18 protein-coding genes and 2 pseudogenes are annotated in these 23,083 nt (G+C 71.5%); 13 read left to right on the plus strand and 7 right to left on the minus strand.

The window, feature by feature from the left end; genetic code table 11:
- Positions 1 to 81: 81 nt before the first annotated feature.
- The 5 genes and pseudogenes from ACYF6T_RS12105 to ACYF6T_RS12125 all read left to right on the plus strand — a co-directional run.
- Positions 82 to 234 (plus strand): annotated as a pseudogene (locus ACYF6T_RS12105) (transposase); the annotation flags it as partial.
- A complete protein-coding gene (locus ACYF6T_RS12110) occupies positions 200 to 553 on the plus strand; it encodes an alpha-L-rhamnosidase C-terminal domain-containing protein (protein ID WP_461695836.1) in 354 nt (117 codons plus the stop codon). The pseudogene ACYF6T_RS12105 and the gene ACYF6T_RS12110, both read left to right, overlap by 35 nt.
- Positions 554 to 604: 51 nt before the next feature.
- A complete protein-coding gene (locus tag ACYF6T_RS12115) occupies positions 605 to 940 on the plus strand; it encodes a hypothetical protein (protein WP_461696017.1) in 336 nt (111 codons plus the stop codon).
- Positions 941 to 1,387: 447 nt separating this feature from the next.
- Positions 1,388 to 2,308, plus strand: coding sequence for an NAD-dependent protein deacetylase (locus tag ACYF6T_RS12120; RefSeq protein ID WP_461695837.1), 921 nt, complete (start codon positions 1,388 to 1,390; stop codon positions 2,306 to 2,308).
- A 231-nt stretch (positions 2,309 to 2,539) separates the two neighbouring features.
- Complete coding sequence (locus ACYF6T_RS12125) at positions 2,540 to 5,746, plus strand: TIM-barrel domain-containing protein (RefSeq protein ID WP_461696018.1); 3,207 nt, start codon at positions 2,540 to 2,542, stop codon at positions 5,744 to 5,746.
- Positions 5,747 to 5,818: 72 nt separating this feature from the next.
- Here the strand turns inward: ACYF6T_RS12125 and ACYF6T_RS12130 are convergent, their stop codons facing one another.
- Complete coding sequence (locus ACYF6T_RS12130) at positions 5,819 to 6,643, minus strand: class II aldolase/adducin family protein (RefSeq protein WP_461695838.1); 825 nt, start codon at positions 6,641 to 6,643, stop codon at positions 5,819 to 5,821.
- Positions 6,644 to 6,927: 284 nt separating this feature from the next.
- Between ACYF6T_RS12130 and ACYF6T_RS12135 the strand changes: the two genes are divergently transcribed.
- Both ACYF6T_RS12135 and ACYF6T_RS12140 read left to right on the plus strand, forming a co-directional pair.
- Entirely contained in the window at positions 6,928 to 7,464 is a 537-nt protein-coding gene (locus tag ACYF6T_RS12135) for a hypothetical protein (protein ID WP_461695840.1), read from the plus strand.
- Between the two features lie 202 nt (positions 7,465 to 7,666).
- The gene (locus ACYF6T_RS12140) at positions 7,667 to 9,019 is read left to right on the plus strand and encodes a serine/threonine-protein kinase (RefSeq protein ID WP_461695841.1); all 1,353 of its coding nucleotides are present in this window, start codon (positions 7,667 to 7,669) and stop codon (positions 9,017 to 9,019) included.
- A 29-nt stretch (positions 9,020 to 9,048) separates the two neighbouring features.
- On the opposite strand, the gene ACYF6T_RS12145 is transcribed toward ACYF6T_RS12140, so the two are convergent.
- The 3 genes from ACYF6T_RS12145 to ACYF6T_RS12155 form a co-directional block, all read right to left on the minus strand.
- Positions 9,049 to 9,276 carry a hypothetical protein gene (locus ACYF6T_RS12145; RefSeq protein ID WP_461695843.1) on the minus strand — a complete coding sequence of 76 codons (228 nt, stop codon included), beginning with the start codon at positions 9,274 to 9,276 and terminating at the stop codon, positions 9,049 to 9,051.
- Positions 9,277 to 9,495: 219 nt separating this feature from the next.
- Positions 9,496 to 10,056 (minus strand): Dps family protein, encoded by a 561-nt coding sequence (locus ACYF6T_RS12150; RefSeq protein ID WP_461695844.1) that lies wholly within the window; start codon positions 10,054 to 10,056, stop codon positions 9,496 to 9,498.
- A 134-nt stretch (positions 10,057 to 10,190) separates the two neighbouring features.
- Positions 10,191 to 10,934 carry an SDR family oxidoreductase gene (locus ACYF6T_RS12155; RefSeq protein WP_461695845.1) on the minus strand — a complete coding sequence of 248 codons (744 nt, stop codon included), beginning with the start codon at positions 10,932 to 10,934 and terminating at the stop codon, positions 10,191 to 10,193.
- 210 nt (positions 10,935 to 11,144) lie between these two features.
- Here ACYF6T_RS12155 and ACYF6T_RS12160 point away from each other — a divergent pair, with 210 nt between their 5' ends.
- A complete protein-coding gene (locus ACYF6T_RS12160) occupies positions 11,145 to 12,071 on the plus strand; it encodes a LysR family transcriptional regulator (protein ID WP_461695847.1) in 927 nt (308 codons plus the stop codon).
- Positions 12,072 to 12,090: 19 nt separating this feature from the next.
- Here the strand turns inward: ACYF6T_RS12160 and ACYF6T_RS12165 are convergent, their stop codons facing one another.
- Positions 12,091 to 14,988 (minus strand): AfsR/SARP family transcriptional regulator, encoded by a 2,898-nt coding sequence (locus ACYF6T_RS12165; protein ID WP_461695849.1) that lies wholly within the window; start codon positions 14,986 to 14,988, stop codon positions 12,091 to 12,093.
- A gap of 171 nt (positions 14,989 to 15,159) precedes the next feature.
- The gene (locus tag ACYF6T_RS12170; RefSeq protein ID WP_461695850.1) at positions 15,160 to 16,104 is read right to left on the minus strand and encodes a hypothetical protein; all 945 of its coding nucleotides are present in this window, start codon (positions 16,102 to 16,104) and stop codon (positions 15,160 to 15,162) included.
- 258 nt (positions 16,105 to 16,362) lie between these two features.
- Between ACYF6T_RS12170 and ACYF6T_RS12175 the strand changes: the two genes are divergently transcribed.
- On the plus strand, positions 16,363 to 17,172 hold the full coding sequence (locus tag ACYF6T_RS12175) for an SAM-dependent methyltransferase (RefSeq protein ID WP_461695852.1): 810 nt from the start codon (positions 16,363 to 16,365) through the stop codon (positions 17,170 to 17,172).
- 215 nt (positions 17,173 to 17,387) lie between these two features.
- Here ACYF6T_RS12175 and ACYF6T_RS12180 read toward each other — a convergent pair whose 3' ends face one another.
- Positions 17,388 to 17,921, minus strand: a complete 534-nt coding sequence (locus ACYF6T_RS12180) for a TetR/AcrR family transcriptional regulator (protein ID WP_461695854.1) — start codon at positions 17,919 to 17,921, stop codon at positions 17,388 to 17,390.
- A gap of 76 nt (positions 17,922 to 17,997) precedes the next feature.
- Between ACYF6T_RS12180 and ACYF6T_RS12185 the strand changes: the two genes are divergently transcribed.
- The 4 genes and pseudogenes from ACYF6T_RS12185 (at position 17,998) to ACYF6T_RS12200 (ending at position 22,943) form a co-directional block, all read left to right on the plus strand.
- Positions 17,998 to 19,047 carry an aldo/keto reductase gene (locus ACYF6T_RS12185; protein WP_461695856.1) on the plus strand — a complete coding sequence of 350 codons (1,050 nt, stop codon included), beginning with the start codon at positions 17,998 to 18,000 and terminating at the stop codon, positions 19,045 to 19,047.
- Positions 19,048 to 19,147: 100 nt separating this feature from the next.
- Positions 19,148 to 19,762: a DUF998 domain-containing protein gene (locus ACYF6T_RS12190; RefSeq protein WP_461695857.1), complete on the plus strand. Its 615-nt coding sequence runs from the start codon at positions 19,148 to 19,150 to the stop codon at positions 19,760 to 19,762.
- Between the two features lie 10 nt (positions 19,763 to 19,772).
- Positions 19,773 to 20,788 (plus strand): annotated as a pseudogene (locus tag ACYF6T_RS12195) (NAD-dependent epimerase/dehydratase family protein).
- A gap of 202 nt (positions 20,789 to 20,990) precedes the next feature.
- Positions 20,991 to 22,943 carry a LamG-like jellyroll fold domain-containing protein gene (locus ACYF6T_RS12200; RefSeq protein WP_461695859.1) on the plus strand — a complete coding sequence of 651 codons (1,953 nt, stop codon included), beginning with the start codon at positions 20,991 to 20,993 and terminating at the stop codon, positions 22,941 to 22,943.
- Positions 22,944 to 23,083 lie beyond the last annotated feature (140 nt).

Raw genomic sequence — 23,083 nt, forward strand, 5'->3', positions numbered from 1 at the left:
TCTGACGAATGATCTTCGGGGCTCTGCGGCGGCGCCCATGTCGCCGTCCGGGGTGATGCATGTCATGGCGGGACTGGAGAGTTGACGGATGCGGCGTGGGGGCGGATAGAGCCGCTGCTTCCTCGGGCTGATGGGTGCGGGCGGCCGTGGAGGGACCATCGGCAGGTGGTCAACGGGGTGCTGTGGCGGCTGCGCACGGGTGCGCCGTGGCGGGATCTGCCCGAACGGCAAGGGAGCGGTCGTCTCCTTCCTGCACCAGTACACCGCCGGCATCCGACCGCATCCGACACCGGACGCCACCGCCGCCGGTTACCGGCGCTTCGTCATCGCCCCCCGCCCCGGCGGCGGCCTGACCTCGGCCTCGGCCCGCCACGACTGCCCGCACGGCACCATCACCAGCGACTGGCGGCGCGGCGCCGACGCCCTCACCCTGACCGTGGACGTCCCGCCCGGCACGGAGGCGGACATCCCCCCCGGAGCCGACCCCACACGCGCCGCACCCGGCACCCACACGTACACCGTTGCCTGGCCGCCGAAGGAGCGGTGGCTCTGAGTTTCCTCAAGTCCCTTGGTAGCGGCGGAAGGTGAGGCCACGATGATCGGCATGAAGGGCTTCGGGAGACTAAGCGACAAGCACACCGCCGTGGTGCTGGTGCGGGACGCGGACGTGATCGCGTCGGCGATACGCGAGGCGCTGGCGGACGCCTCGCCCGAACAGCGGCCGGGCCTGGAACGCGCGGCCGCCGTCATCGCGGCGGCGACCGCGGACAGCGAGGGCCGCCTGCGCGCCGACTGGGTCCGCGCCCGGCTGTCGGACGCCGGTTTCACGGGCGCCGTGGATTCGGTGGCCGCGGTGAAGGCACTGCGCCAGGCGGTGCCGGGGCTGAGCCTGCTGGCGGCGGTGGAACTGCAGAGGGACGCGGTGACCCACGCGAAGTAGGCGCTCCGACCAGAGCGCGGTCAGACCACGGCGTTCAGCAGGTCGGCCAGTACATCGGGCCGTTCCAGGGCGACGAAGTGACCGGCCCCGGGGACCACCCAGCTCACTCCCCGCGATCGCAGCCCTGTGCGGCGGGGCAGCGGCCACGCTGATGGGGCTGCACCGGGCAGGGCACTCCTGGGCGGGGCATGTCGCCGCGGCGACGGTGGCGGTGACCGCTGTCTGGGCCCGCAACCTACGGCGGGTCGATCTCTGCGGCACTGCCGCCGGTATTCTCGCCGGCCGCCGCCAGTGGCGCCGGCTCATTCGATACGCCCTTACACCGGCGGCACGAGCCGAAACCCCTCCGGTCCCGCGACCGCACGAGACAGCCCGCCCGCCCGTCGCGCTCATGCGCCCCTGCTGACCTCCGGCCGTGGCCGTCGCCGACTTCCGTACCCTGGCGCTATGCGCATGCGCCCCACCCTGAGCTGGACCCCCACCGAGGACCTGCCGCCGGGCACCACCGATCTGCGGCCCGTCGCTGACGCGCTGGCGGCCGGCGGTGTGCTGGTGCTCAGCGGCGCCGGCATCTCCACGGAGTCCGGCATCCCCGACTACCGCGGTGAGGGCGGCAGCCTCAGCCGGCACACGCCGATGCTCTACCAGGACTTCACCGGCAGCGCCCAGGCGCGACGCCGGTACTGGGCGCGCAGCCACCTCGGCTGGCGGACCTTCGGCCGGGCCCGGCCCAACGCGGGGCATCGTGCGGTGGCCGCGTTCGAGCGGCAGGGGCTGCTGTCCGGCGTGATCACGCAGAACGTGGACGGGCTGCACCAGGCCGCCGGCAGCGAGGACGTCGTCGAACTGCACGGGAGCCTGGCGCGGGTGGTGTGCCTCGGGTGCGGCGACGTCAGCCCGCGCCGCGACCTCGCGGCCCGGCTGACCGAGGCCAACCCGGCGTTCGCGCCGGTGGCGGCCGGTGTCAACCCGGACGGTGACGCCGATCTCGGCGACGACCAGGTCGGGGACTTCCGGGTGGTGCCCTGCGCGCGCTGCGGTGGCGTCCTCAAACCGGACGTGGTGTTCTTCGGGGAGGCCGTGTCCCCTCGCCGGGTCGAGCGGTGCCGTGAACTCGTCGACGCGGCGCACGCGTTGCTCGTCCTCGGCTCCTCGCTGACGGTCATGTCGGGGCTGCGGTTCGTGCGTCAGGCCGCGCAGTCCGGGAAGCCGGTGCTGATCGTCAACCGCGACGTGACCCGCGGTGACCGGTACGCCGCCGCCCGGATCGGGCTCTCGCTGGGAGCGGCGCTCTCCGCCGTCGCCGGCCGGCTCGGCATCACCGTCGACGGCGAGCCGGCCGCGGGATTCGGCACCACTGCGCAGTGACGACGTCGTACGCCCTCTTATCGGCACCGCAGTTCACGACGTACTCTCACGCCACTCGCACCGCTCGCAACGACGGGAGCCCCACGCCGCGTTGGGAGCAATGCCAGCAGGGACACGGCATAGGACGCGAAGAGAGACGGAGTTGACATGACGGCCGCATCGAAGAGACGACGGCTCAGATCACTACGGCGACAGATCGGCGCGGCCGCGGCGCTGGCCGTCGCCGCCGCCATGACGCTGGCGGGCGCCGGACCGGCGTCGGCCGGCGCCTCGCAGGGCCACCGCATTCCCACCGTCAAGTCCGGGGAGGCGCGCTTCGAGATCCTCTCGCCGACGCTCATCCGCACCGAGTACGCGGGCGACGGCGATTTCACGGATGCCCCGACGTTCAACGCGATCGGCCGCACCGGCTTCACTCCGGCCGCCTACAAGGCCACCACATCCGACGGCTGGCTGACCATCAGGACGAGCGCGCTGACCCTGCGCTACCAGGTCGGTTCCGGCCCCTTCGACGCCCGCAACCTCTCGGTGCGCCTGACGGCCGGCGCCACCGCGGTGACCGCCGCCCCCTGGCAACGCCTGACCTGCGAGGTCGGCGCGCTGTGCGAGGCGGAGAGCCTCCAACTGAGCGGCCTGTCCACCGCTTCCGACCACGCCGGCCACACCGGCACCGGCTTCGCCGCGGGATTCGAGGGCACCGGCAGCTCGGCATCCGCTGACATCGATGTCAAAGCGGGCGGCGCCTACGAGTTCGACCTGCGCTACGCCAACTCCCGTGGCGGAGACGGCCAGACCCGCACCCGCACCCTGACCCTCACCGTGGACGGCGGCTCCCCGCAGACGGTCACCCTGCCGACCACGGCCGACTGGGACACCTGGAGCGTGGCCACCGCACGCCTCGACCTGAGCGCCGGCCACCACACCATCGCCCTGACCCGGACCGCCTCCGACAGCGGCGACGTCAACGTCGACAGCGTCGCCCTGGTCCGTCCCGGCGACGCCTACCCGCCCGTCAGCACCACCGCGATCACCGACTGCCCGCTCGGCACCAGCTGCGAGGCGGAGGCCGGGCGGATCGGCGGCAGCGCGACCAGCGCCACCGACCACGCGGGATACGCGGGCACCGGCTTCGTCGCCGAGCTGAACAAGGGGTCGGGCCTGACCACCCACCTGGTCGGCGTCCCGGCCGACGGCACGTACACCCTGCGCGTGCGCTACGCCAACGGCACCGGCAGCGACGGCCTCCACCAGACCCGTACCGCCGCCGTCTCCGCAGGCGGCGCGACCGCCACCCTGACGCTGCCGCCGACCGACGACTGGGACACCTGGCAGACCGCGTCCGTCCCCCTCGCCCTGAAGGCGGGCGAGAACGACATCACCCTCGGCTGCCCTGAAGCGGCGAGCTGCCACGTCAACCTTGACACCGTCTCCGTCACCGCCCCGGACGAGGCCGCACCGCCTCCGCACCTCGCCCTCGGCGGCTACCGCCGGGGCCTGGACGGCGTGAACGGCGACGACCGTGCCCCGGTCACCACCCCCGGCCTGCTCCACCGGGACGGCTGGTACCTGCTGGACGACACCCCCTCGGCGCTCTACGACACCGCGACGCGGAAGGTCACCCCACGCCCCTCCCACGGCGGCGCGCCCTACCAGGACGGCTACGTCTTCGGCTACGGACACGACTACAAACAGGCGTTGACGGACCTGGCCACCCTGACCGGACCGCCCCAACTGCTGCCGCAGTGGGCGTACGGCGTGTGGTACTCGGAGTACATCGACCGCACCGCGGCGGACTACGAGAACACCATCCTCCCGGCGTTCCGGTCCGAACACGTGCCGCTGGACGTGCTCGTGACCGACACGGACTTCAAGGCCGTGAACAACTGGAGCGGTTGGGAGATGGACACCGGCCGCTTCCCCGACCCGAAGGGGTTCTTCGACTGGTCGGCCGACCAGGGGCTGCACAACACGCTCAACGTGCACCCGAGCATCCTCGCCTCCGACCCCCAGTTCGCGCAGGCGCAGGCCACCGCCAAGGGCAAGCTGACCAAGGGCGGTTGCGCCTCGGCCGCCTCCGTTGAGGACAACTGCTACACCTTCGACTTCGGCGACCCCGACCAGCTCAAGGCGTATCTGGACCTGCACCGCACGATGGACGAACAGGGCAACGACTTCTGGTGGCTCGACTGGTGCTGCGACTCCTCGCAGTCCTCGCTCCAGGGCGTCACCCCGGACGCCTGGATCAACCAGCAGTACGCCACCCTCACCGGGGAAACCCTCGGCCGCGGCTTCGTCCTCTCGCGCGCCTACGGCTCCCTCCAGGCCGGCGGCTACAGCGGCCAGCAGGCGCTGCCGACCGGACCGTGGGCGGACAAGCGCAGCACCGTGCACTTCACCGGTGACACCGCCTCCACCTGGGGCACGCTGAAGTTCGAAGTCGGCTACACACCGGGGGAGTCGGCGGCGACCGGCATGGCGGCCGTCACCCACGACATCGGCGGACACAACGACACGACGGGCCTGACCGGTTCGGAGACGTACACCGACGGCGGACAGACCCGCACCACGCACAAACTCCCCGACGACCTGTACGCGCGCTGGGTGCAGTTCGGCACCTTCCAGCCCATCGACCGGCTGCACAGCAACCACAGCGACCGGCTGCCCTGGCAGTACGGCACGCAGGCGCGCCGGTCGGCCGACGCGTTCCTCAACCTCCGCGAGAACCTGGTGCCGTACACGTACGGGCTGGCGGAGGAGGCCAACCGCACCGGCGTCCCGATCGTCCGTCCCACCTACCTGGAGTACCCGGACGAGGAGCAGGCGTACGCCACGTCCGGCAGCGAGTACTTCTACGGCTCCGACGTCCTGGTCGCGCCGGTGACGAAGCCCGGGACGACGGCGACGACATCGGTGTGGTTCCCGCCCGGCCAGTGGACCGACTACTTCACCGGCAAGACCTACCAGGGCGGCACCACGCAGGACATCACCACGAATCTGGACACCATGCCGGTGTTCCTCAAGTCCGGCGGCATCCTGGCGACCCGCACCCACGACGTCACCGACAACGACCGCAACCCCCTCACCGACGTCACCCTGACCGTCGCCTCCGGCACCTCGGGCTCGTACCACCTGTACGAGGACGACGGCACCACCACGACGAGGAAGGGACACAGCGCCACGACGACCGTCCGATACGAGCGCGACGGCTCACGCCACACCGTGTCGATCGCCCCGGTCCAGGGCAGGTTCCCCGGCCAGGTGCAGAACCGCCGGTGGACCCTCTCCCTCCTGGGAACGACCCACGCCCCCACCAAGGTCACCGCGACCGGTGTACGGCTGACCGCACACGCCTACCACTGGGACAGCTCCACCGGCACACTCACGATCACCCTTCCCCGCCACACCGTCCACGGCCCTGTGACCCTCACCTATCAATAGCCGCCCGCCGGTGCCCTGCCCGGAACTCCCCTTCCGGGCAGGGCACGTACGCCATCGACGCGACGCGGGGACTCACGCCCAGGGCGAGATGACGTCGAAAGCGGTGGCCACACGCTTGATCTCCTGCGCGGTCAGCCCCTCCGCCCGGCTCCCGGCGACCATGTCCATGTACTCGTAGCGGGCACCGGTCTCGGCATACTCGACGCGGTCGACCGCATGGGTCACCGACACGTCGGAGCGGGCCATCACCCCGTGCTTGCTCCACAGCACCACCTGGGAGTCGCGCAGTGCCGCGATATTGGCCGACATGAGCTCAGCGGAGCCGGGGACCATGAAGTCGAGGACCGCGACCCCTTCGGGCAGGCTGACGATCGCCTCCGGTTCCCAGCGCAGGATGCGGGAGTTGAGGCGTGCCGTGCCGCGGTAGGCGGGGATGTGGCTGAGATAGGTCAGGTGCGGGGGCTGTGCGTGGACGACGGCCTGGAACGTGATGCCGCGCCGCGCCACCTGGTCCTGGTGGACCGCGAGATGAGAGTTGAACTCGCTGGTCAGGGTGGAGAACCGGCGGCGCGGTGAGGTGTGCAGGGTGGCCGACCGGCCGTCCTGATGAATGCGGACCGCGCCGATCCCGGCCAGGGGGTCCTGCGCGAGCTGGCGCAGGCGGCGCCCGGAACCGGTCACCAGGAGGGTCCGCCCGGCCAGTGCCGGGGCGGGCAGGGGCAGGGCGATGTCGTCGCTGCGCGGGAACGCGTCGGCCAGGTCGAGGTCCCAGCCGACGTACACCGAGATGTTGCCGGCCGCCGCCTCGCCGGCGTCGATGTCACTGATCCGGCTGCCCGCCGCGCCCATGCCGGAGAGCAGGCCGTCGAGGTCGGGGAGGGGGGTCGTCGTCGGCATGGTTCGGGGACTCCCTTATGAAACGTTTCATTGACGTTTTCACGGTAGGCCGGGGGAGTGGGGCCGGGACAGGGCCGAACGACCCGGTGCGGGGACCCGAGGGGCTTACGGAATGGACGGCCTTAACGCCTACCGGCCCGTACCGGCTTCTGTCGTCCGTTCGGACGGATGCCTCACGAGCCCCGTTGGATGCCCGCAGCCGCGAATCGGCGACCGGCGCAGGGTCGGCGGGCTACTGTCAGTGCGTGCTGCACTGCTCATGGTCACCCTGAGGGGGAATTGCCGTGTCATCGCCCTGCGACCCCCAGTACGCGCGCGCCGGAGACGTGGGCGCGGCGCTCCTGATGATCGACTCCCGGCTCAAGGCCATCTACGACGACCGGACGCAGAGCGACCCCGAACAGGAGGCCCTGACGGACCAGTTCGTCGCGTCGCTGGGTCCGGGTGGAGCCGATGACCTGGTGGACGGTGCGTGCACGGTCATCTACATGTTCATGCAGTGGCTGCGCATGGTCTACGAGGACCACGGCAAGGACGTCGTCGAGATCGTGGTGCCCAACCTGGTGGCCTCGATGCGCATGATGCCCAAGAGCGTGCGGCCCGAGGCGATCCCCACCATGGCCGGACTGCTCGTCGCCGCGGGCACCGGGCTGAGTCCCAGCCTGTGGCGCGCGCAGTACGGGGACTGGACCAGGGACGAGATGAACCCCCTGGAAGCCACGGCCTTCCTGCTCGCCGAGCACATCAACCGCCTCACCGACGACCGCGACTTCGCGACCCGCCTGATCAGCGAGGCCCTGTCGAGGGCGGACGACGTCTGACGCCGCGCCCCTCTGCTCACCGCCCTCGGACAGCGCTCCGCCGCTTCCCCCACCCTTCGCCCACGCAGAAGTTGGGTCCGCTCCCGTGCAAGCGGTGGCTGGATGGGTACCTGCGTTCGACAGCCTGTCGACGGCGGGTGCCTGCCGGTGCCGTCCTGTGAAGCAGGGGGAGATGGAGTTGGCGTTGTGTGAGGGGCAAGAGGTGCGGGCTTCGCGGAGCTCGGAACGGATTCTCGCGGGCCGTTACCGACTGGACGCGCTGATCGGTTCGGGCGGCGCGGCGGACGTGCACCGCGGGGTCGACCTGCGGATGCGGCGGCCGGTGGCCGTGAAGGTCTTCCGGGCCGGCACCGGCTTCGACACCGAGGAGGACTTCCGCCGCGAGGCGGTCATCCTGGGCAGGTTGCAGCATCCCGGGTTGGTGACCGCGTATGACGCCGGTCGCCACGACGGCGACGCCTACCTGGTGATGCAGCTCATCGACGGCCCCACCCTGAAAACCCGTATCGCCGAAGGGCCCTTGACGTGCGAGGCCACCGCCGCACTGGGCGCCGGCCTCGCGGACGCCCTCGCCCACGCCCACGAGGCGGGCATCATTCACCGGGACGTCAAACCGTCCAACATCCTCCTGGACGCCTCCGACCGCCCCCACCTGACCGACTTCGGCATCTCCCGTCTGCTGGACGCCACCACCCGCACCGCCACCGGCACCCTCATCGGCACGGCGGCCTATCTGTCCCCCGAGCAGGTCCTGGGCCGTCCCGTCGGCCGCCCCGCCGACGTCTACGCCCTCGGCCTGGTCCTTCTCGAGTGCCTCACCGGCAGGCTCGAATACGACGGCGGTCCCTTGGAAGCGGCCATAGCACGCGTGCACCGGCCGCCCGTCCTCCCGGAGTTCCTGCCCGACGCGTTCGCCGCGCTGCTGCGCCGGATGACCGACCTGGACGAAGCGGCCCGCCCCACGGCACGCGACTGCGCCCGCGCGCTGTCCGACCTGGCGGCGGCCACCGCGATCGGCGCTGCGGCCGAGACGCAGGGCGTACCCGGCGCCGTATCCCAAGCAGCCGGGTACGCCGACGACGACGGCACGCACCACCGCACCCCGCTGCCCGGCCCGCACCCGTTCCCGGCCGCGACGGCCCGCCACTCCCGGGCGGCTTCCGCCCGCGGGCGCCTCGTCAGGTATGGATCGGCGGCCGCACTGGCCGCCGCGGTCGCAGCCGGTCTCGTCGTCACCGACAACCTCTCGCAGCACAGCGCCGGCGGTGAAGCGGCCCCGTCCACCAGCGATCGGACCGTGCCCTCCGCGTCGCCCTCCGCGTCGGCGGCCCCGCCCTCGCCCACCCAGTCCGCCTCGGCCCGCTCGCTGGGCGAGGCTGCGGCAGACAGCAGCGCTGTTCACCCGCCTTCCGGGCACCCGGGCCCCGGTGCCCGCACGAGCGACGCCACGCGGGGAGTCGCAGCCGTCGGCAAGGGCAAGGTGAACTCTCCCGGCGTCCCACCGGGCCGGGCGGAGAAGGCCAAGGGCAAGAACGGTGCTGCCAAGGACAAGTAGACGTGAACGGCCCGGTCAGCAGCTCCCTTTCAGGAGATGGTCTCGCCGTCGTGGGTCCCGCCCTCGCAGTACGTGAGGTAGGGGCCGTCCCCTGAGGCGTTGATGATGATCACGCCGCCGCCCCTGATGCACTCGGACGCGGAGACGTCGGCGGGCCTGTGCACCACCGAGCTTGCGGCAGCGGCCTGTGTGGCAGCTGCGGTGGAACAGACGGACACGGTCAGTGCCCCGGCCAGAATGCCGAGCGACATCTTCATGGGAAAGTCCTCTTCGCCTCGTTCTGCGGCCCCCGTACCAGCGTCACCGCCACGCTGGCGGGCCGCTACCGGCGGCGGACCAGGCGAGGGATGCCGGCCGGCAGGGAGGACGAGGCAGGCCAGACCGACCGGCACCAGGGCGGGCGCGATGCCGCCCGGCAAGGCGGCCCCGGCGCCGTCCTGCTCGCCGACGCCGCCGGGGGCGCGGACTCCGCGCGTTTACGACGTGGCAGCCCGGGCGGCGTCCTCCTCCGTCTCGGCCCGGGCGGTGCTCAGGGTGCCGCCGGCGTTCTCGAGGTGGGCGCGGACGAACCACTGGAACTGCTCCAGAGCCCGCAGCTGTTCGATGAGCAGGTCCTCCGTCGCCGGATCGATCTCCCCGGCGACCTTGATCGCGGCGCGGACGTCCTCGATCAGACCCGTGTAGACGATGTCCAGCGCGCCGAGATGGGCGATGGCGTCGGCGCGTCCGATGGAGTAGTCCTCCCAGGTCCGTTCCCGCACCAGGGAGCCGGGCGTGCCCTGCGCGACACCGCCGAGCGCGGCGATGCGTTCGGCGGTGTCGTCGGCCAGGTCGCGCACCCGGTCGACCTGGGGGTCGATCATCTGGTGCACGGCGATGAAGTGGGGGCCCACGACGTTCCAGTGCACGTGCTTGAGCGTGAGGTGGAGGTCGTTGAGCGCGTGCAGCCGCAGTCGCAGGACGTCGATGAGCCGACCGGCCGCCTCGCGCTCGATACCCGGCACCGTGTACTTGGGGGTGAAGTCCTTCGCAGTCACCGCAACTCCTGGTCCGTGGGGGATGAGACAGAAGTTCTGGTGCCCTGCCTTCGGACACGCAGACCTGTGAGTTCCCTCGCTGCCGCGGGCCCTTGGTCCGGGACCCGCGGCAGCGGACACGGACCGGCCGGGACTCAGAGCTGGGAGCCTCCGCCGTCCACGACGAGTTCGGCTCCGGTGGTGTAGGTGGCGTCGAAGGCGAGGAACAGCACCGCCCTCGCGACTTCCGCGGGGGTGCCCAGACGCAGCATGGGGTTGTCGGCCGCCATCTGCGCCTTGGTCTGTTCGGCCGCCTCCTCGGGCATCGACTTCTCCAGAATTCCGGAGTCGATCGGGCCGGGGCTGACCGCGTTGACGCGGATTCCGCGCGGCAGCAGTTCCCGGGCCAGGCTGCGGGTCATCGAGCGCACCGCCGCCTTACCGGCCGCGTACGCGCTGAGCATGGGAAGCCCCAGCACGTTCGCCACGGACGTGGTGAGGACCACCCCGCTGCCCTCGGCCAGCAGCGGAGCGAGCCTCTGCACCGTGAAGTAGGGGCCCTTGGCGTTGATGGCCAGCAACTGGTCGAAGAGCGCTTCGGTCGTCGCCTCGAAGGGCGCGAAACCGTTGACGCCCGCGTTGGCGAAGAGGGCGTCGACCGTGCCGAACTCTGCCTTCACCCGGTCGGCCAGCGCCTCGATGTCGGGCAGCGAGGCGGCGTCACTGCGTACCGCGATCGCGTTCTCACCGAGTCGGTCGCGGGCGGCGTCCAGGGTGTCCTGGTTGCGCCCGGTGATCAGCACGCGCGCGCCTTCGTCCACGAGCAATTGAGCGGTGGCCAGGCCGAATCCGCTGCTGCCTCCGGTGATCACCGCGTGCTTGCCCTCGTACTGGCCCATTGCGGACACACTCCATCTGTGCAAACGGCTGGGGATGTCGTCCGACTCGTCGCGTCCGCGCTTCGTCGCTTCATCGGCTGAATGCCGCACCGATTCGTCGCCTTGCCGCTTCGGCCGGACACCACCGAGTCAACAGCCGCCCCGACCCGGGCGTCCAAGACCAGTTCTGCACGTCGTCATGCACGAACCGCATCACGATAGGGTGCGGGTATGCCCGACGAAGCCCCGCCCGCCACGGCGCTCCGCACCGGCCCCGACCTCGATCTGCGACTGGTGCGGTACTTCACGGTCGTAGCGGAGCATCTGAACTTCGCCCGGGCGGCCGCGGCCCTGCACGTCGCCCAGCCCTCCCTCAGCCGTCAGATCCAGCGGCTGGAGGACGCCCTCGGGGTGCGCCTGCTGGAGCGCACCAGCCAGGGCAGCCGCCTGACCCCGGCCGGCGCGGCCTTCCTCCCGCAGGCGCAGACGCTTCTGCACACGGCGGACCAGGCGGTGCTCAGCGCACGTGCCGCCGCCCCGCCGCGCACCATCACCGTCGGATACGTCGAGGACCTCACCGTCACCTCCGCGGTAAGGGACCTGCGCCGCCGTCACCCGGCAGCCCACGTGCGCACCCGTCACCTGGACTGGGACGAGGCCCGCGCCCTGCCCGAGGGCCGGGTCGACGCGCTCGTGGTCCGTACGCCCCTGCCGATCCCGGGCGACGGCCTGGACGTGACGGTCCTGTACGACGAACCCCGCTCGCTCCTCGTGCCCGCCTCCCACCGTCTCGCGGGCAAGGCGTCCGTCACCCCCGACGACTTCGCCGACGAACCCCTCGTCGCCTGTGCCGGGATGGCCGCGGCGTGGACTGGGTTCTGGCGGCTCGATCCCCGCCCGGACGGCAGCGTGGCTCCGCTCGGACCCCTGTTCGTCGACACCTTCGAGGACAAGCTCGAAGTGGTCGCCGACGGCCGCGCCGTCGCCCTCGTGCCGGCCGACGACCGGCGCTGCACACTGCGCGACGACCTCGCCACCGTCCCGGTCGAGGGGGTCGAGCCCTGCCAGGTGGTGGTCGCCACCCGCACCGGCGACGCCAATCCGCTCCTCGCCCACTTCCGGGAAAGCGCCCGCAGTCTCCTCGTCCGCGAAGCCTGACGTCCCGCTGCCGCTCGGATCAGGTCGGTGCCGGGCGCGGCCGGGGTCCGGGGGAGGTCCCGGTCGGTCCGGGGCCGAGGTGTTCGAGGAGCCGGGCGCGCAGGGGATCGGTGTCCGGCAGGGCGAGTTCGTCGGTGACGGCCAGCGCCCGGGCCCACGCGGTGCGGGCCGGATCCCGCCGGCCGGTGGTGTCGAGGAGGTCGCCCAGGCGGGCGAGACCGGCGGCTTCGCTGTGGCGGTCGCCGGTCTGCTGGAACAGGTCGACGGCCTGCCGGTAGTGGCCGGCCGCCTGGGAGTCCTCGCCGAACTGGTGGTGGATATAGCCGAGGCTGTCCTGGATGTGGGCCTGGCCGTTGAGGTCTCCGGTCTCCTCGGCCAGGGCGAGGGCCTGCCGGCAGTGCGTCAGGGCCTGCTGGTGGTCGCCGAGTTGGGCGAGGATCCAGCCGATGTGGTTCAGGGCGGCGGACTGTCCGGCCCTATCGTGGGCGGCCCGGTGGTGGGTGAGGCTGTCATGGGCGTGTCGCAGTGCCTGCTCGTGGCGTCCCTGGGCCTCGCACATACGAGACAGGTGCTGATGGATGCGGGCCTGCCCGGCGTGGCTGCCGACCTCGCCGAACAGGTCCAGCGCGCGCAGGTAGTGGGCGCGTGCCGCGTCGGGCCGGTTGAACCGGTCCTCGGCGAGCCCGAGACCCCGGTGCGCCTCGGCCTGTCCGGCGGCGTCCGCTGCCCGCCGGGCGGCGTCCAGCGCCGTGGTGTGCACGGCGATCAGTGCTCTCCAGTAGCCGTGGCGGTCGAGGTACGTGGTCAGCGCCGAGGCGAGCCGCCAGGAATGGCTGTGCAGGCCGGCGGTCGGCGCGCGTTCCACGACGGCGATCAGGACCGGACGCTCGGCGGTGAACCAGGCGCGTGCCTGCCGGTGATCGGGCAGTTCCTCGGGCAGCGCACCGGGCTGGGCGGGTGGCAGCGGCGCCGGGCTGGGCCGGGGTGTGAGGAGGGCGTCCGCCTGGTGGGCGGTGTGCAGGTAGTGGTCGAAGAGGCGGTGCGTCGCGGCCTGCCGGTCGCCGGTGCTGTCGTACCGAACGACCATTTCGGCGGCGTAGGCGCGGAGCAGGTCGTGGAAGGCGTACCGGCCGGTGGGATGTTCGCTGAGCAGGTGTCCGCGCACCAGGTCGGCGAGCAGCGCGCGGGTGCGGGCGGTGGTGAGGCCGGCCAGGGCGGCGACGGCGGGGAGCGCGGTGTCGGGGCCGGGGTGCAGGCCCAGTAACCGGAAGAGGCGGGCGGCCTGCGGGGTGAGGGTCCGGTACGACCAGGAGAACACGGCCCGCATCTCGCTGCTGGCCTCGCCGCTGTCCAAGGCGTCGAGGCGTCCGCCGGCCTCGCGCAGTTCCCCCGCCAGCGCCGCCAGCGGCAGGTCGGGCTGGGCTGCGGCCCTGGCGGCGACGATCGCCAGGGCGAGCGGAAGGCCGGCGCACCGGCCGGTGATGTCCTGTACGGCATCGGGTTCCGCCGCGACCCGCGCCGCACCGAGCCTGCCGCTCAGCAACTGCCGTGCCTCACTCGTGGTGAGCAGACCGACCGTCAGCAGCTGTGCCCCCTCGGTCGCGGCCAGGCCGGTCAGCGACTCCCGGCTGGTGACGAGGGCCAGGCAGCCGGGTGCCCCGGGCAGCAGCGGTCGGACCTGGTCGGCGTCGCGGGCGTTGTCCAGCACCACCAGGACCCGGCGCCCGGCCAGGAGAGTGCGGTAGAGCCCGACCTGTGCCTCCAGGCCGACCGGGATGCGGGCCGGTGGCACTCCCAGCGCGTCCAGGAAGCCTCGCACCGCCTCCGCGGGGCTCAACACCGGCCCGCCCGGCGCGAACCCGCGCAGGTTCACGTACAACTGGCCGTCGGGGAAAGCGTGTTGGGCTCGTCGTGCCCAGTGCACGGCGAGTGCGGTCTTGCCCACTCCGGCGGTGCCCGACACGGCCGCGATCACCGCGGCCGACGGTGGGTCGGCGGCGGAGGCGAGGATCTCGTCTAGGCGGGCGAGTTCGCCGTGGCGGCCGGTGAACCCCCGTACGCCCATGGGGAGTTGCACGGGTGCCGGGTCCGGCCACGGGTTCGCCGCGGCCACCGGGCGAGGCGGGCGAGTCGTCGGGGCCGGAGCCGAGGGCGGGGAGGCGGGCCGGGGCAGCCCGCCGCGGAGGACCGCCTCGTGCGCCTTCTGCAACTGCGGACCGGGATCGGCGCCCAACTCCTCGGCCAGCCGCTTGCGCAGCGCGGCGTAGCAGTCCAGGGCCTCCGCGCTGCGCCCGGCGGCGTTCAGCGCTCGCATCAGCGCCTCGGTCAGCGGTTCCACCAGCGGGTAGGCGTCCAGCAGTTCGGTCAGCGGGCCGATGACGGCGCCGGGGTCGCTGACGCGCGACTCGACATGGGACCAGGCGACGGCTGCCTCCACGTGCTGGCGCCGCCACGCCTCGCGTACCTGTGCCACCCACTGCCCGCCGAGTCCGGCCAGCGGCTCCCCGCGCCACAGCCCGAGCGCCTCGCGCAGCAGGGCCGCCCGCGCTTCGTCCGTGCGTCCCGGCTCGCGGGCCTGGCCGACCGACTGCCGGAAGAGATGGATGTCGACCTGGTCGGGCCGGGCCTCCAGCAGGTATCCGCCCGAGCGGCGCGCCAGGTGTAGCCGGGAATGCCCCGAGTTCTCGGTCTGCTCGCAGAGCCGGCGGAGCCGGGCGATGTGGGCGTGCAGAGCGCGCCGTGCCCCGTCGGGCGGGTCGGTGCCCCAGACCCGTCTGATCAGTACGTCGGCCGGGACGGGGCGGTCGGAGTCCACCGCGAGAGCGGCCAGCACCGTCCGGCGCTGGGGCGGTCCCACCTCGGCGGCGCGGCCGCGCACGAAGAGCTCCACGGGACCGAGAAGGCGCAGTTCCACCATGATGCCCACACTCCCCGCGCGGATTCTCTTCACTGGAAGTCCACATTCTCGCGTTGTGCGACAACCTATCGACAACGTTCCCGGCCACACTCGAACTCGGGTGTGAGACGGCGGACTTCAGTCTCCCGGGGCGAGGAGTACGCGCGCACGGCGGCGCACCGGGCGCGGTTGTCAGTTGGGCAGTTCGACGTTCCAGGTGCGGTTGCCCGCCGCGGTGGCGGTGATGGGGGCCGGTGCCTCCGGGTTGTCGGGGTCGAACACCGACTCCATCCGGTGGACCATTTCGTCGCTCGTCCAGAAGGGTTCGTTCTTGGTGAACCGGCCGCCCAGCTTGCGGCGGACCTTCCAGCGGAACTTGACCTCGTAGGAGCAGAGCCAGTAGCCGTTGGTCATCCGCATGTTGCCCGAGAATCCGGGGCTGTCGTGGAAGGAGATCCGCTCGGCCTCGTTGGTGATGGTGCCGTCCTCGGTGTTGTAGGGCGGGCGGAAGGGGCCGTCCACCGCCCACGGCCGCTTGGACCTCTTGGGGCGGTAGTTCGCGGCGTCGGGCGCGATCTGCCGGTTCTCGTCGGTGACTTCCTGCCAGAAGTCGTAGGCGTCCTCCGCCCGCGTCGTCATTCCGTCCGCGCGCCGCAGCGTCGCGACCTGGTCGAAGCCGATCTCCTGGTTGCCGGCGAGCGACTGGTTGCGGGGACCGACGTAGCGGGAGGTGAACTGGAGGGTGGGATTGCCGATCTCCTCCGGCTCCTGCGCCTCCTTGCCCTTGACCGACGTCCCGGCTCTTCCGCTGCGGGTGGTCCTGGTCGCCTGCTTGCCCGCCTCGACACGCTGCTGGCCCCGCGGCGGACTGTCGCCCCGCTCGACGCCGGACTCTTCCTGGGTGCGTTTGGTGCCGGTACTCGGCGCGGCCCAGGGGACCTTGGGCCCTGCCGAGGTGCCCTGCCCGAGGATCCGGCTCACCGCCGCGTTGCCCGCGGTGCGCTGGAGGGCGAGTGCCTGGGACGGGGTCATCGGGCCGTTGCCCGGTGTGAAGCGGCGCTCCGGTTCGCTGTGCGGAGCCGGCCTGACCAGGTGTCCGGCTGCCTCGGCCTGTTCCCGCCCCTCGCGCACCTGCACAGCGACCGTTCCTCTCGTGCCGACGACGTGACCATGCCCGGGCGTACGGCAGTTGGCCGGAGCATGAAGATCTGACGCTAAGCGGCGGAAGAAGGACTCCTCAAGAGCCCTTCGGGCAGACGGCAGGGCCCAGAAGCGCACCTTCGGGGCGACCGGCTCTGCCTCTTCGTGCCGCCGACGGCGTGCCAACTGCCGTGCCGACAAGGAGAGATACATTCGCTCTCCCCGCTACCCACGTTCTGGAGCGACGAGGCCGTCATGACTCACGACACCCACGGGCCGGCATTCGAGATCGACACGTCCAAGCCGCACCCGGCCCGGATGTACGACTACTACCTGGGCGGCAAGGACAACTACCCGGTCGACGCGGAGGCCGCCGAACTCGTCCTGAAGGGCCTCCCGCACGGCCGCGGCCCCGCCCTCGCCAACCGGGCGTTCATGCACCGCGCCGTCCGCTTCCTGGCCCAGGAGGCCGGAGTGCGGCAGTTCCTCGACGTCGGCACGGGCATCCCCACCAGCCCGAACCTGCACGAGGTCGCGCAGAGCACCGACCCCGCGGCTCGGGTGGTCTACGTCGACAACGACCCCATCGTCCTCACCCATGCCCAGGCCCTGCTGCGCAGCACCCCCGAGGGTTGCACCGACTACGTCCAGGCCGACGCCCGCGACCCTGACGCCATCGTCGAGGCGGCCGCCCGCACCCTGGACCTGTCCCGGCCCGTCGGGCTGTCCCTGATCGCCCTGCTGCACTTCCTGCCCGACGACGATGCCTACGACAGCGTCAGCGGGCTCCTTCGGGCCCTCGCACCCGGCAGCCACCTCGTCCTGTCCCACACCACCGCCGACTTCGACCCGGACAGCACGGCCCGCGCGCTCCAGGTCTACCGCGACCACGGGGTCTTCCTCACCGTCCGCAGCCACGCCGAGATCAGCCGGTTCTTCACCGGGCTGGAAATGATCGAACCGGGCCTGGTCCCCGGCGTCCAGTGGCGGCCCGACCCCGCTGCGACCCCGACCACCACAGGTCCCACGGACTTGTTCTACGCCGGCGTCGCCCGCAAGCCCTGAGACGCCGAGGGACGTGACGGCGGCCGTCTCGACGCCCACGCGGCAGGGTGTCGTGCCGCTGGACAAGTGCCCCGCCTCACGCGGTCGTGCAGCGGCCGTACGGCCTCACGACCACGCCGATCCACGCTCGCGGCCTTCTGGCGGTCGTCGCCCGGAGGCCGTGACCTTGGTTCAAGCTTCCCCCTGCGTACGTCCTGACCGGTGCGCGGCGCCTGTCAGTGCGTACGCAGTCCGTCGAGGATGAGTGCCAGCATGCGGGGAGCCCGGTCCTCGGGGGCGGCCGCGGCGCGCCAGAGTGCGCCGGTGAGCTGGAGGAAGTCGCCGGGATCGGCGTCCGTGCGGATGCTTCCGTCCTTCTTGCCCGCGTCGAGGATCTCGGTGATCGCGGTGATGACCGGAGCGTAGCTCTGCTTGCTGATCGCCTGGTGGGCGCTCGGGCTGAGGGCGTCCCCGAGGCCGTGCTTCCGGCGCATGGCCTCGACGAGGTCGGTGGTCCAGTGACGCAGCGCCTCCAGCGGAGCCATCCGGGCCAGCAGGTCGGACACGGCGCCGGAGATGCGGTCGACCTCGTCCTGGTAGACGGCCAGCACCAGTGCCTCGCGGGTGGGGAAGTTCCGGTACAGCGTGCCCGCGCCGACGCCGGCGCGTTGCGCGATCTGGTTCATCGATGTACTGCCGTCCTCGGTGAGCGCCTTCCGGGCGGCCGCGAGGATGCGAGCCCGGTTCTCGCGAGCGTCTGAGCGGACCAAAAGATCTCCTCTTGCTAAGTGGAGAACTCTCCACTACGATAATCGGAGAGCTCTCCACCTACTTTAGAGGGGCATCATGCAGTACATCAAGCTCGGCACCACCGGCCTGGACGTGTCACCGATCGCCATCGGCGCGATGACCTACGGCGAGCCCGACCGCGGGCACCCCGTGTGGTCGAAGGGCGAGGAGGACGCGCGCCCGCTCATCAAGCACGCCCTTGAGGCGGGGATCAACTTCTTCGACACCGCGAACATGTACTCCAACGGCTCCAGCGAGGAGATCCTCGGCCGCGCGCTCAGGGACTTCGCCGACCGCGACGCCGTGGTGATCGCCACGAAGCTGCGCCATCCGATGCGGCTGGGGCCGAACGGACGGGGACTGTCCCGCAAGGCGATCATGACCGAGGTCGACCACTCCCTGCGCCGCCTCCAGACCGACTACATCGACCTGTACCAGATCCACCGCAACGACCACGCCACCCCCTGGGAGGAGACGCTGGAGGCGCTCAGCGATCTGGTGAAGGCCGGCAAGGTCCGCTACCTGGGTGCCTCGTCCATGCACGCCTGGGAGTTCGCGAAGGCGCTGCACCTGCAGAAACAGCACGGCTGGGCGCGGTTCGTCTCCCTGCAGAACCACTACAACCTGCTCGCCCGCGAGGAGGAGCGGGAGATGATCCCGCTGTGTCTGGACGAGGGTGTCGGCACGGTCATCTGGTCGCCGCTGGCCCGCGGCCGGCTCGCCCGGGGCTGGGACGACGCCCGCGCGACGGCGCGCTCCGAGACGGACGGAGCCTACGCGGACCTGCTCTACTCGCCCGCACAGGAGGCGTCCAACCGCGCGATCATCGACGCGGTCGGACAGGTCGCCCACGCCCGCGGCGTCAGCCGTGCGCAGGTCGCGCTCGCCTGGCTGCGCCGGCAGCCGGTCGTCACCGCACCGCTGGTGGGCGCCGGCTCGATCCGCCAGATCGACGAGGCCGTGGCCTCCCTCGCCATCGACCTCACCGACGAGGAGGTGCGTGCCCTGGAGGCCCCGTACACCCCTCGATACGACTGGCAGGGCGTCTCCGACGAGGCCGAGATGGAAGCCATCCGGCAACGCGTGCCCGGAATGGCCCTCTCGTGAACCCCATTGTCCGCGCCGGCGCTGCGGCCCGCGCCGGCGCACTCCTGATCCTCCTCGGCCCGCTCATCTCCTGGCTCGCCGAGTTCGTCACCGCCGCAGCGTGGCAGGACCCGCCGTACTCCCCCTGTACAACTGGGTCAGCCACCTCGGTCTGACCGGCCCGCCGCAGACAGCGTTCGGTCAGGCCGCGAACTCCCCCCTCGGCGCCGTCATGGACACCGGCTGGGTGAGCTACGGCATCCTCCTGATCGCCGGCGCGTCGCTCCTGTTCGACCCGCGCAAAGGCGCCCGGCCGGCCGTCATCACGGGCCTCGCCGTCCTCGCCGGCGTCGGGGTCTCGCTGGTCGGCATCGTCCAGGGGTCCGTCGCCAACACGGACAACGGCCTGATCGTGTTCCACACCTTCGGCGCCCAGGGCGTGATGCTCGCCGGCAACCTCATGGCGATCGCCGTCGGAGCCGCCGGAAGCCGTATTGGCCTCTCCAGGGCCCGCTCGACCGCGAGCATCGCCCTCGGCACCGCCGGACTCGTCGCGTTCCCCCTTCTCCTGACGGACGTGTTCACCGGCTGGATGTGGAACGTCGGCATGTTCGAACGCGCCGTCATCTACCCGATCATGATCGGCCACGCCCTCCTCGGAAGCAGCGTGGCCGCCACCCGACCACGTCGTGCGACGCGCCCGCCGGTGCCGCTCGACGCGCACCCCGCGAGCTGAGGAGAGACCGATGGCACACGTACTGGTCACCGGAGGGTCCGGATTCATCGGCAGCTGGTGCGTCCGGACCCTGCTCGACGCCGGGCACACCGTTCGCACCACCGTCCGCGACCCGCGACGCGAGCCCGCGCTGCGCTCCTGGCTCCAAGCGGCCGCGCCGTTCGGCGACGACCGTCTGACGGTCGTAGCCGCCGACCTCGAACACGCCGACGGCTGGGACGACGCCGCCGCCGACTGCGACTTCGCCCTGCACGTCGCCTCCCCGACCCTGCGCCGTACCCCGGCCAACGACGACGACCTGGTCGTTCCGGCGCGGGAGGGCGTCGTGCGGGTGCTGCGCGCGACGCGGGGGGCCGACGGGTCGTCCTGACGAGCGCCTTTGGCGCCATCGGGGTGGGACACCCACCGCGCTCGACCCCGTTCACCGAGCGGGACTGGACCGATGTCCACGCCGGCATCCCGCCCTACCAGCGGTCCAAGACCCTCGCCGAGCGCGCCGCCTGGCAGTTCGTCGAGGAGGAAGGCGGTGGTCTGGAACTGGCGGCGGTTCATCCCGTCGGCGTCCTCGGACCGCTGCTCGGCCCCGACGATCCGCCCTCGCTGCGTCTGGTGCGCAGAATGCTGGAGGGACGCGTGCCCGCGTGCCCTCCCCTCGGGATGGGCTTCGTGGACGTGCGCGACGTCGCGGACCTGCACCTGCGCGCGATGACCGATCCGGCCGCGGCCGGTGAGCGCTTCCTCGCCATCGCAGGGCGGAGCCTGCGGGTCGTCGAGCTCGCGCGCGTTCTGCGCGAGAGCCTGGGGGAGCGCGCCGGAAAGGTCCCGACCCGTGAGCTGCCGGTCTGGCTGGCCCGCGCGTTGAGCCTCGCCAGCCCCGAACTGCGTCTGCTCCGGCACCAGTTGGGCCGCGACCTGGACGCCACCAGCGCGAAGGCGGAGCGGCTCCTGGGCTGGAAGGCGCGTTCCATCGAGGACACCATCGCCGAAACCGCCGAAAGCCTCCTCGCCCATGGCATCGGGAACTGAGGCTCGTACCGCCCGGGCGCGGCGGTTTCCGCTCACTTCGAGTTCATCGTGGGATCAGCCGCTGTCCGCTGTCTGAACCGGGCGTTCCGTTCCGGGAAACCGCCGATCTCCGTTCGTCATCTGCCGTCCGCCCGGCCTGTGCGACTCCTGAGTAGCGTCGTCGCCGTCCCACGACGAACCCCCATCAGCTCGGGAGGGCCTTGTGTGCACGTGTGCTGACACTCCGTCAGAGGAATCGACCGGCTGGAGCCGGCGCGGCTTTCTGCGCGATGCCGCACTGGCCGGCGCCGGAGCGGCGGCCCTGGGCATCGGTACGTCCGCGCTCGCCCCGGCGTCCGCCGTCGCCGCGGACGCCGGCACGCGGGGGAGGACCGGCCCGTGGAGACCGGATCCGACCGCACCGCGGTTCACCCTTGCGGTCATGCCGGACACGCAGTTCCTGTACTGGGGCAGTCAGGACAGCGTCAACCGGACACCGCAGGAGGAGTCGTTCCGCTACATCATCAACAACAGCGGTGACGCCAACGACAACATCGTCTTCATGGCACACCTCGGCGACCTGACCCAGGACGCCGACACCTCGTCGTTCCAGCAGGTCGACAAGGCGTTCGCCCTGCTGGACGCGCACGGCGCCGCCTACAGCGTCGTGGCCGGCAACCACGACGTCTCCGGCGACGACAGCCGCGGCGACACGCCGTACCTGCGCACCCTGGGCCCGCAGCGGTTCAGGCGCTCGAAGACGTTCGCCGGGGCCGACCCCACCGGCTACAACACCGCGCACGTCTTCCAGGCCGCCGGCCGCTCCTGGCTGGTGCTCGCCCTGGACTGGCGGACCACCGACCAGGGCTTCGCCTGGGCCAACGACGTCATCAAGGCACACCCCAAGCTGCCGGTCATCCTCACCGCCCACGACATCGTCTACTCCACCTACGATGACAACGTTTTCCCCTACGAGTCCGGAGATCCCGAGGACAACGCCGCGCTCTCCGACCACGGACAGGCGATCTGGGACAAGCTGGTCAACGACAACGACCAGATCTTCCTCACCCTCAACGGCCACTACTGGCCGTCAGGACGTACGACCAGGAAGAACGCCGCCGGCAACGACGTGCACATGCACATCACGAACTACCAGAACCGCTACTTCGGCGGGGGCGGCATGATCCGGCTCTACCACTTCGACCTGGCCCGCGACACGATCGACGTCGAGACGATCAACCCGTGGATTCTGGCCCAGGCCCCGGAAGAGCGCACCCGACTGGCGGCCGAGCACGCCAGGATCACCGGCCCGGTCGACACCTTCTCGATCCCGATCGACTTCGGCAAGCGCTTCTCCGGTTTCGCTCCCGTCCCGGTCAGGCCCGCCCGTCCGGCCGCCCGGGAACTCGTCAAGGGCACGCTCGCCTACTGGCGTTTCGACGGGCAGGGCGCCCCCGGCACCTCACTCACCGCGGGCCAGAGGGTCCGCGACCTGTCCGGCAGGGGCAACCACCTGACGGTGGCCGCCGTGCCGGGCACGGCCACCGACGCGCTGACCTGGTCCGCCGACCACCACCCCGACCAACCCGGCCACGCCAGCCTGAAGTTCGCCGGCGGCAGGAACCCCCTGCACGGCACGTATCTCACCACCGCGGCCGACGCTCCGCTGAACGCGGAGACGTTCACGTCCGGGTACACCATCGAGACGTTCGTGATGATGCCGCTGGAGTGGGACGCCGGCGCCAACGGCTGGGCGGCCGTACTCAGCCGGCGGGGCTCGGCAGGAGACGCCGGCAAGCACGGCAGGAACACCGACCCGGGCGAGCCCGTGCTCCAACTCTCCATCTCCAACAACGGCCGTGAGCCGCAGTTCAACCACTACCCGCTGAACAACAGCTACCCGACCACCAACTGGGGCCACGGTCTGGTGGAGCTCAAGTGGTGGCATCTCGCGGTGGTCAACGACGGCCGTCGCACGCGGCTGTACGTCGAGGGCGCCCCGGTGGTCGACAACCCCGACCGCGAGTCGCGCGGCCTGACGTCGCTGGGCCTGCCCTGGCTGGTGGGCGGCCACGAGTACGCGGGCGAGATCGACATCGTCTTCCACGGCAACATCGGCGACATCCGCATCGTGAACCGCCCCTTGTCCACGAACGAGTTCCTGACCGCCCAGTAGTGCGGTCCTGGTCAAGCCAGGTGAGTCGTTCGCTCGCTGACGCCTCGTCAGCCCTGCGCCCGGCTCGTCGCAGGAGGCCGCACGCAAGCATCTGTACGGATCTTGTTCGCCTCCTGTATGACTTTCCCGTGTGAGATGAG

The organism is Streptomyces sp. 7R007 (genome assembly GCF_054850255.1).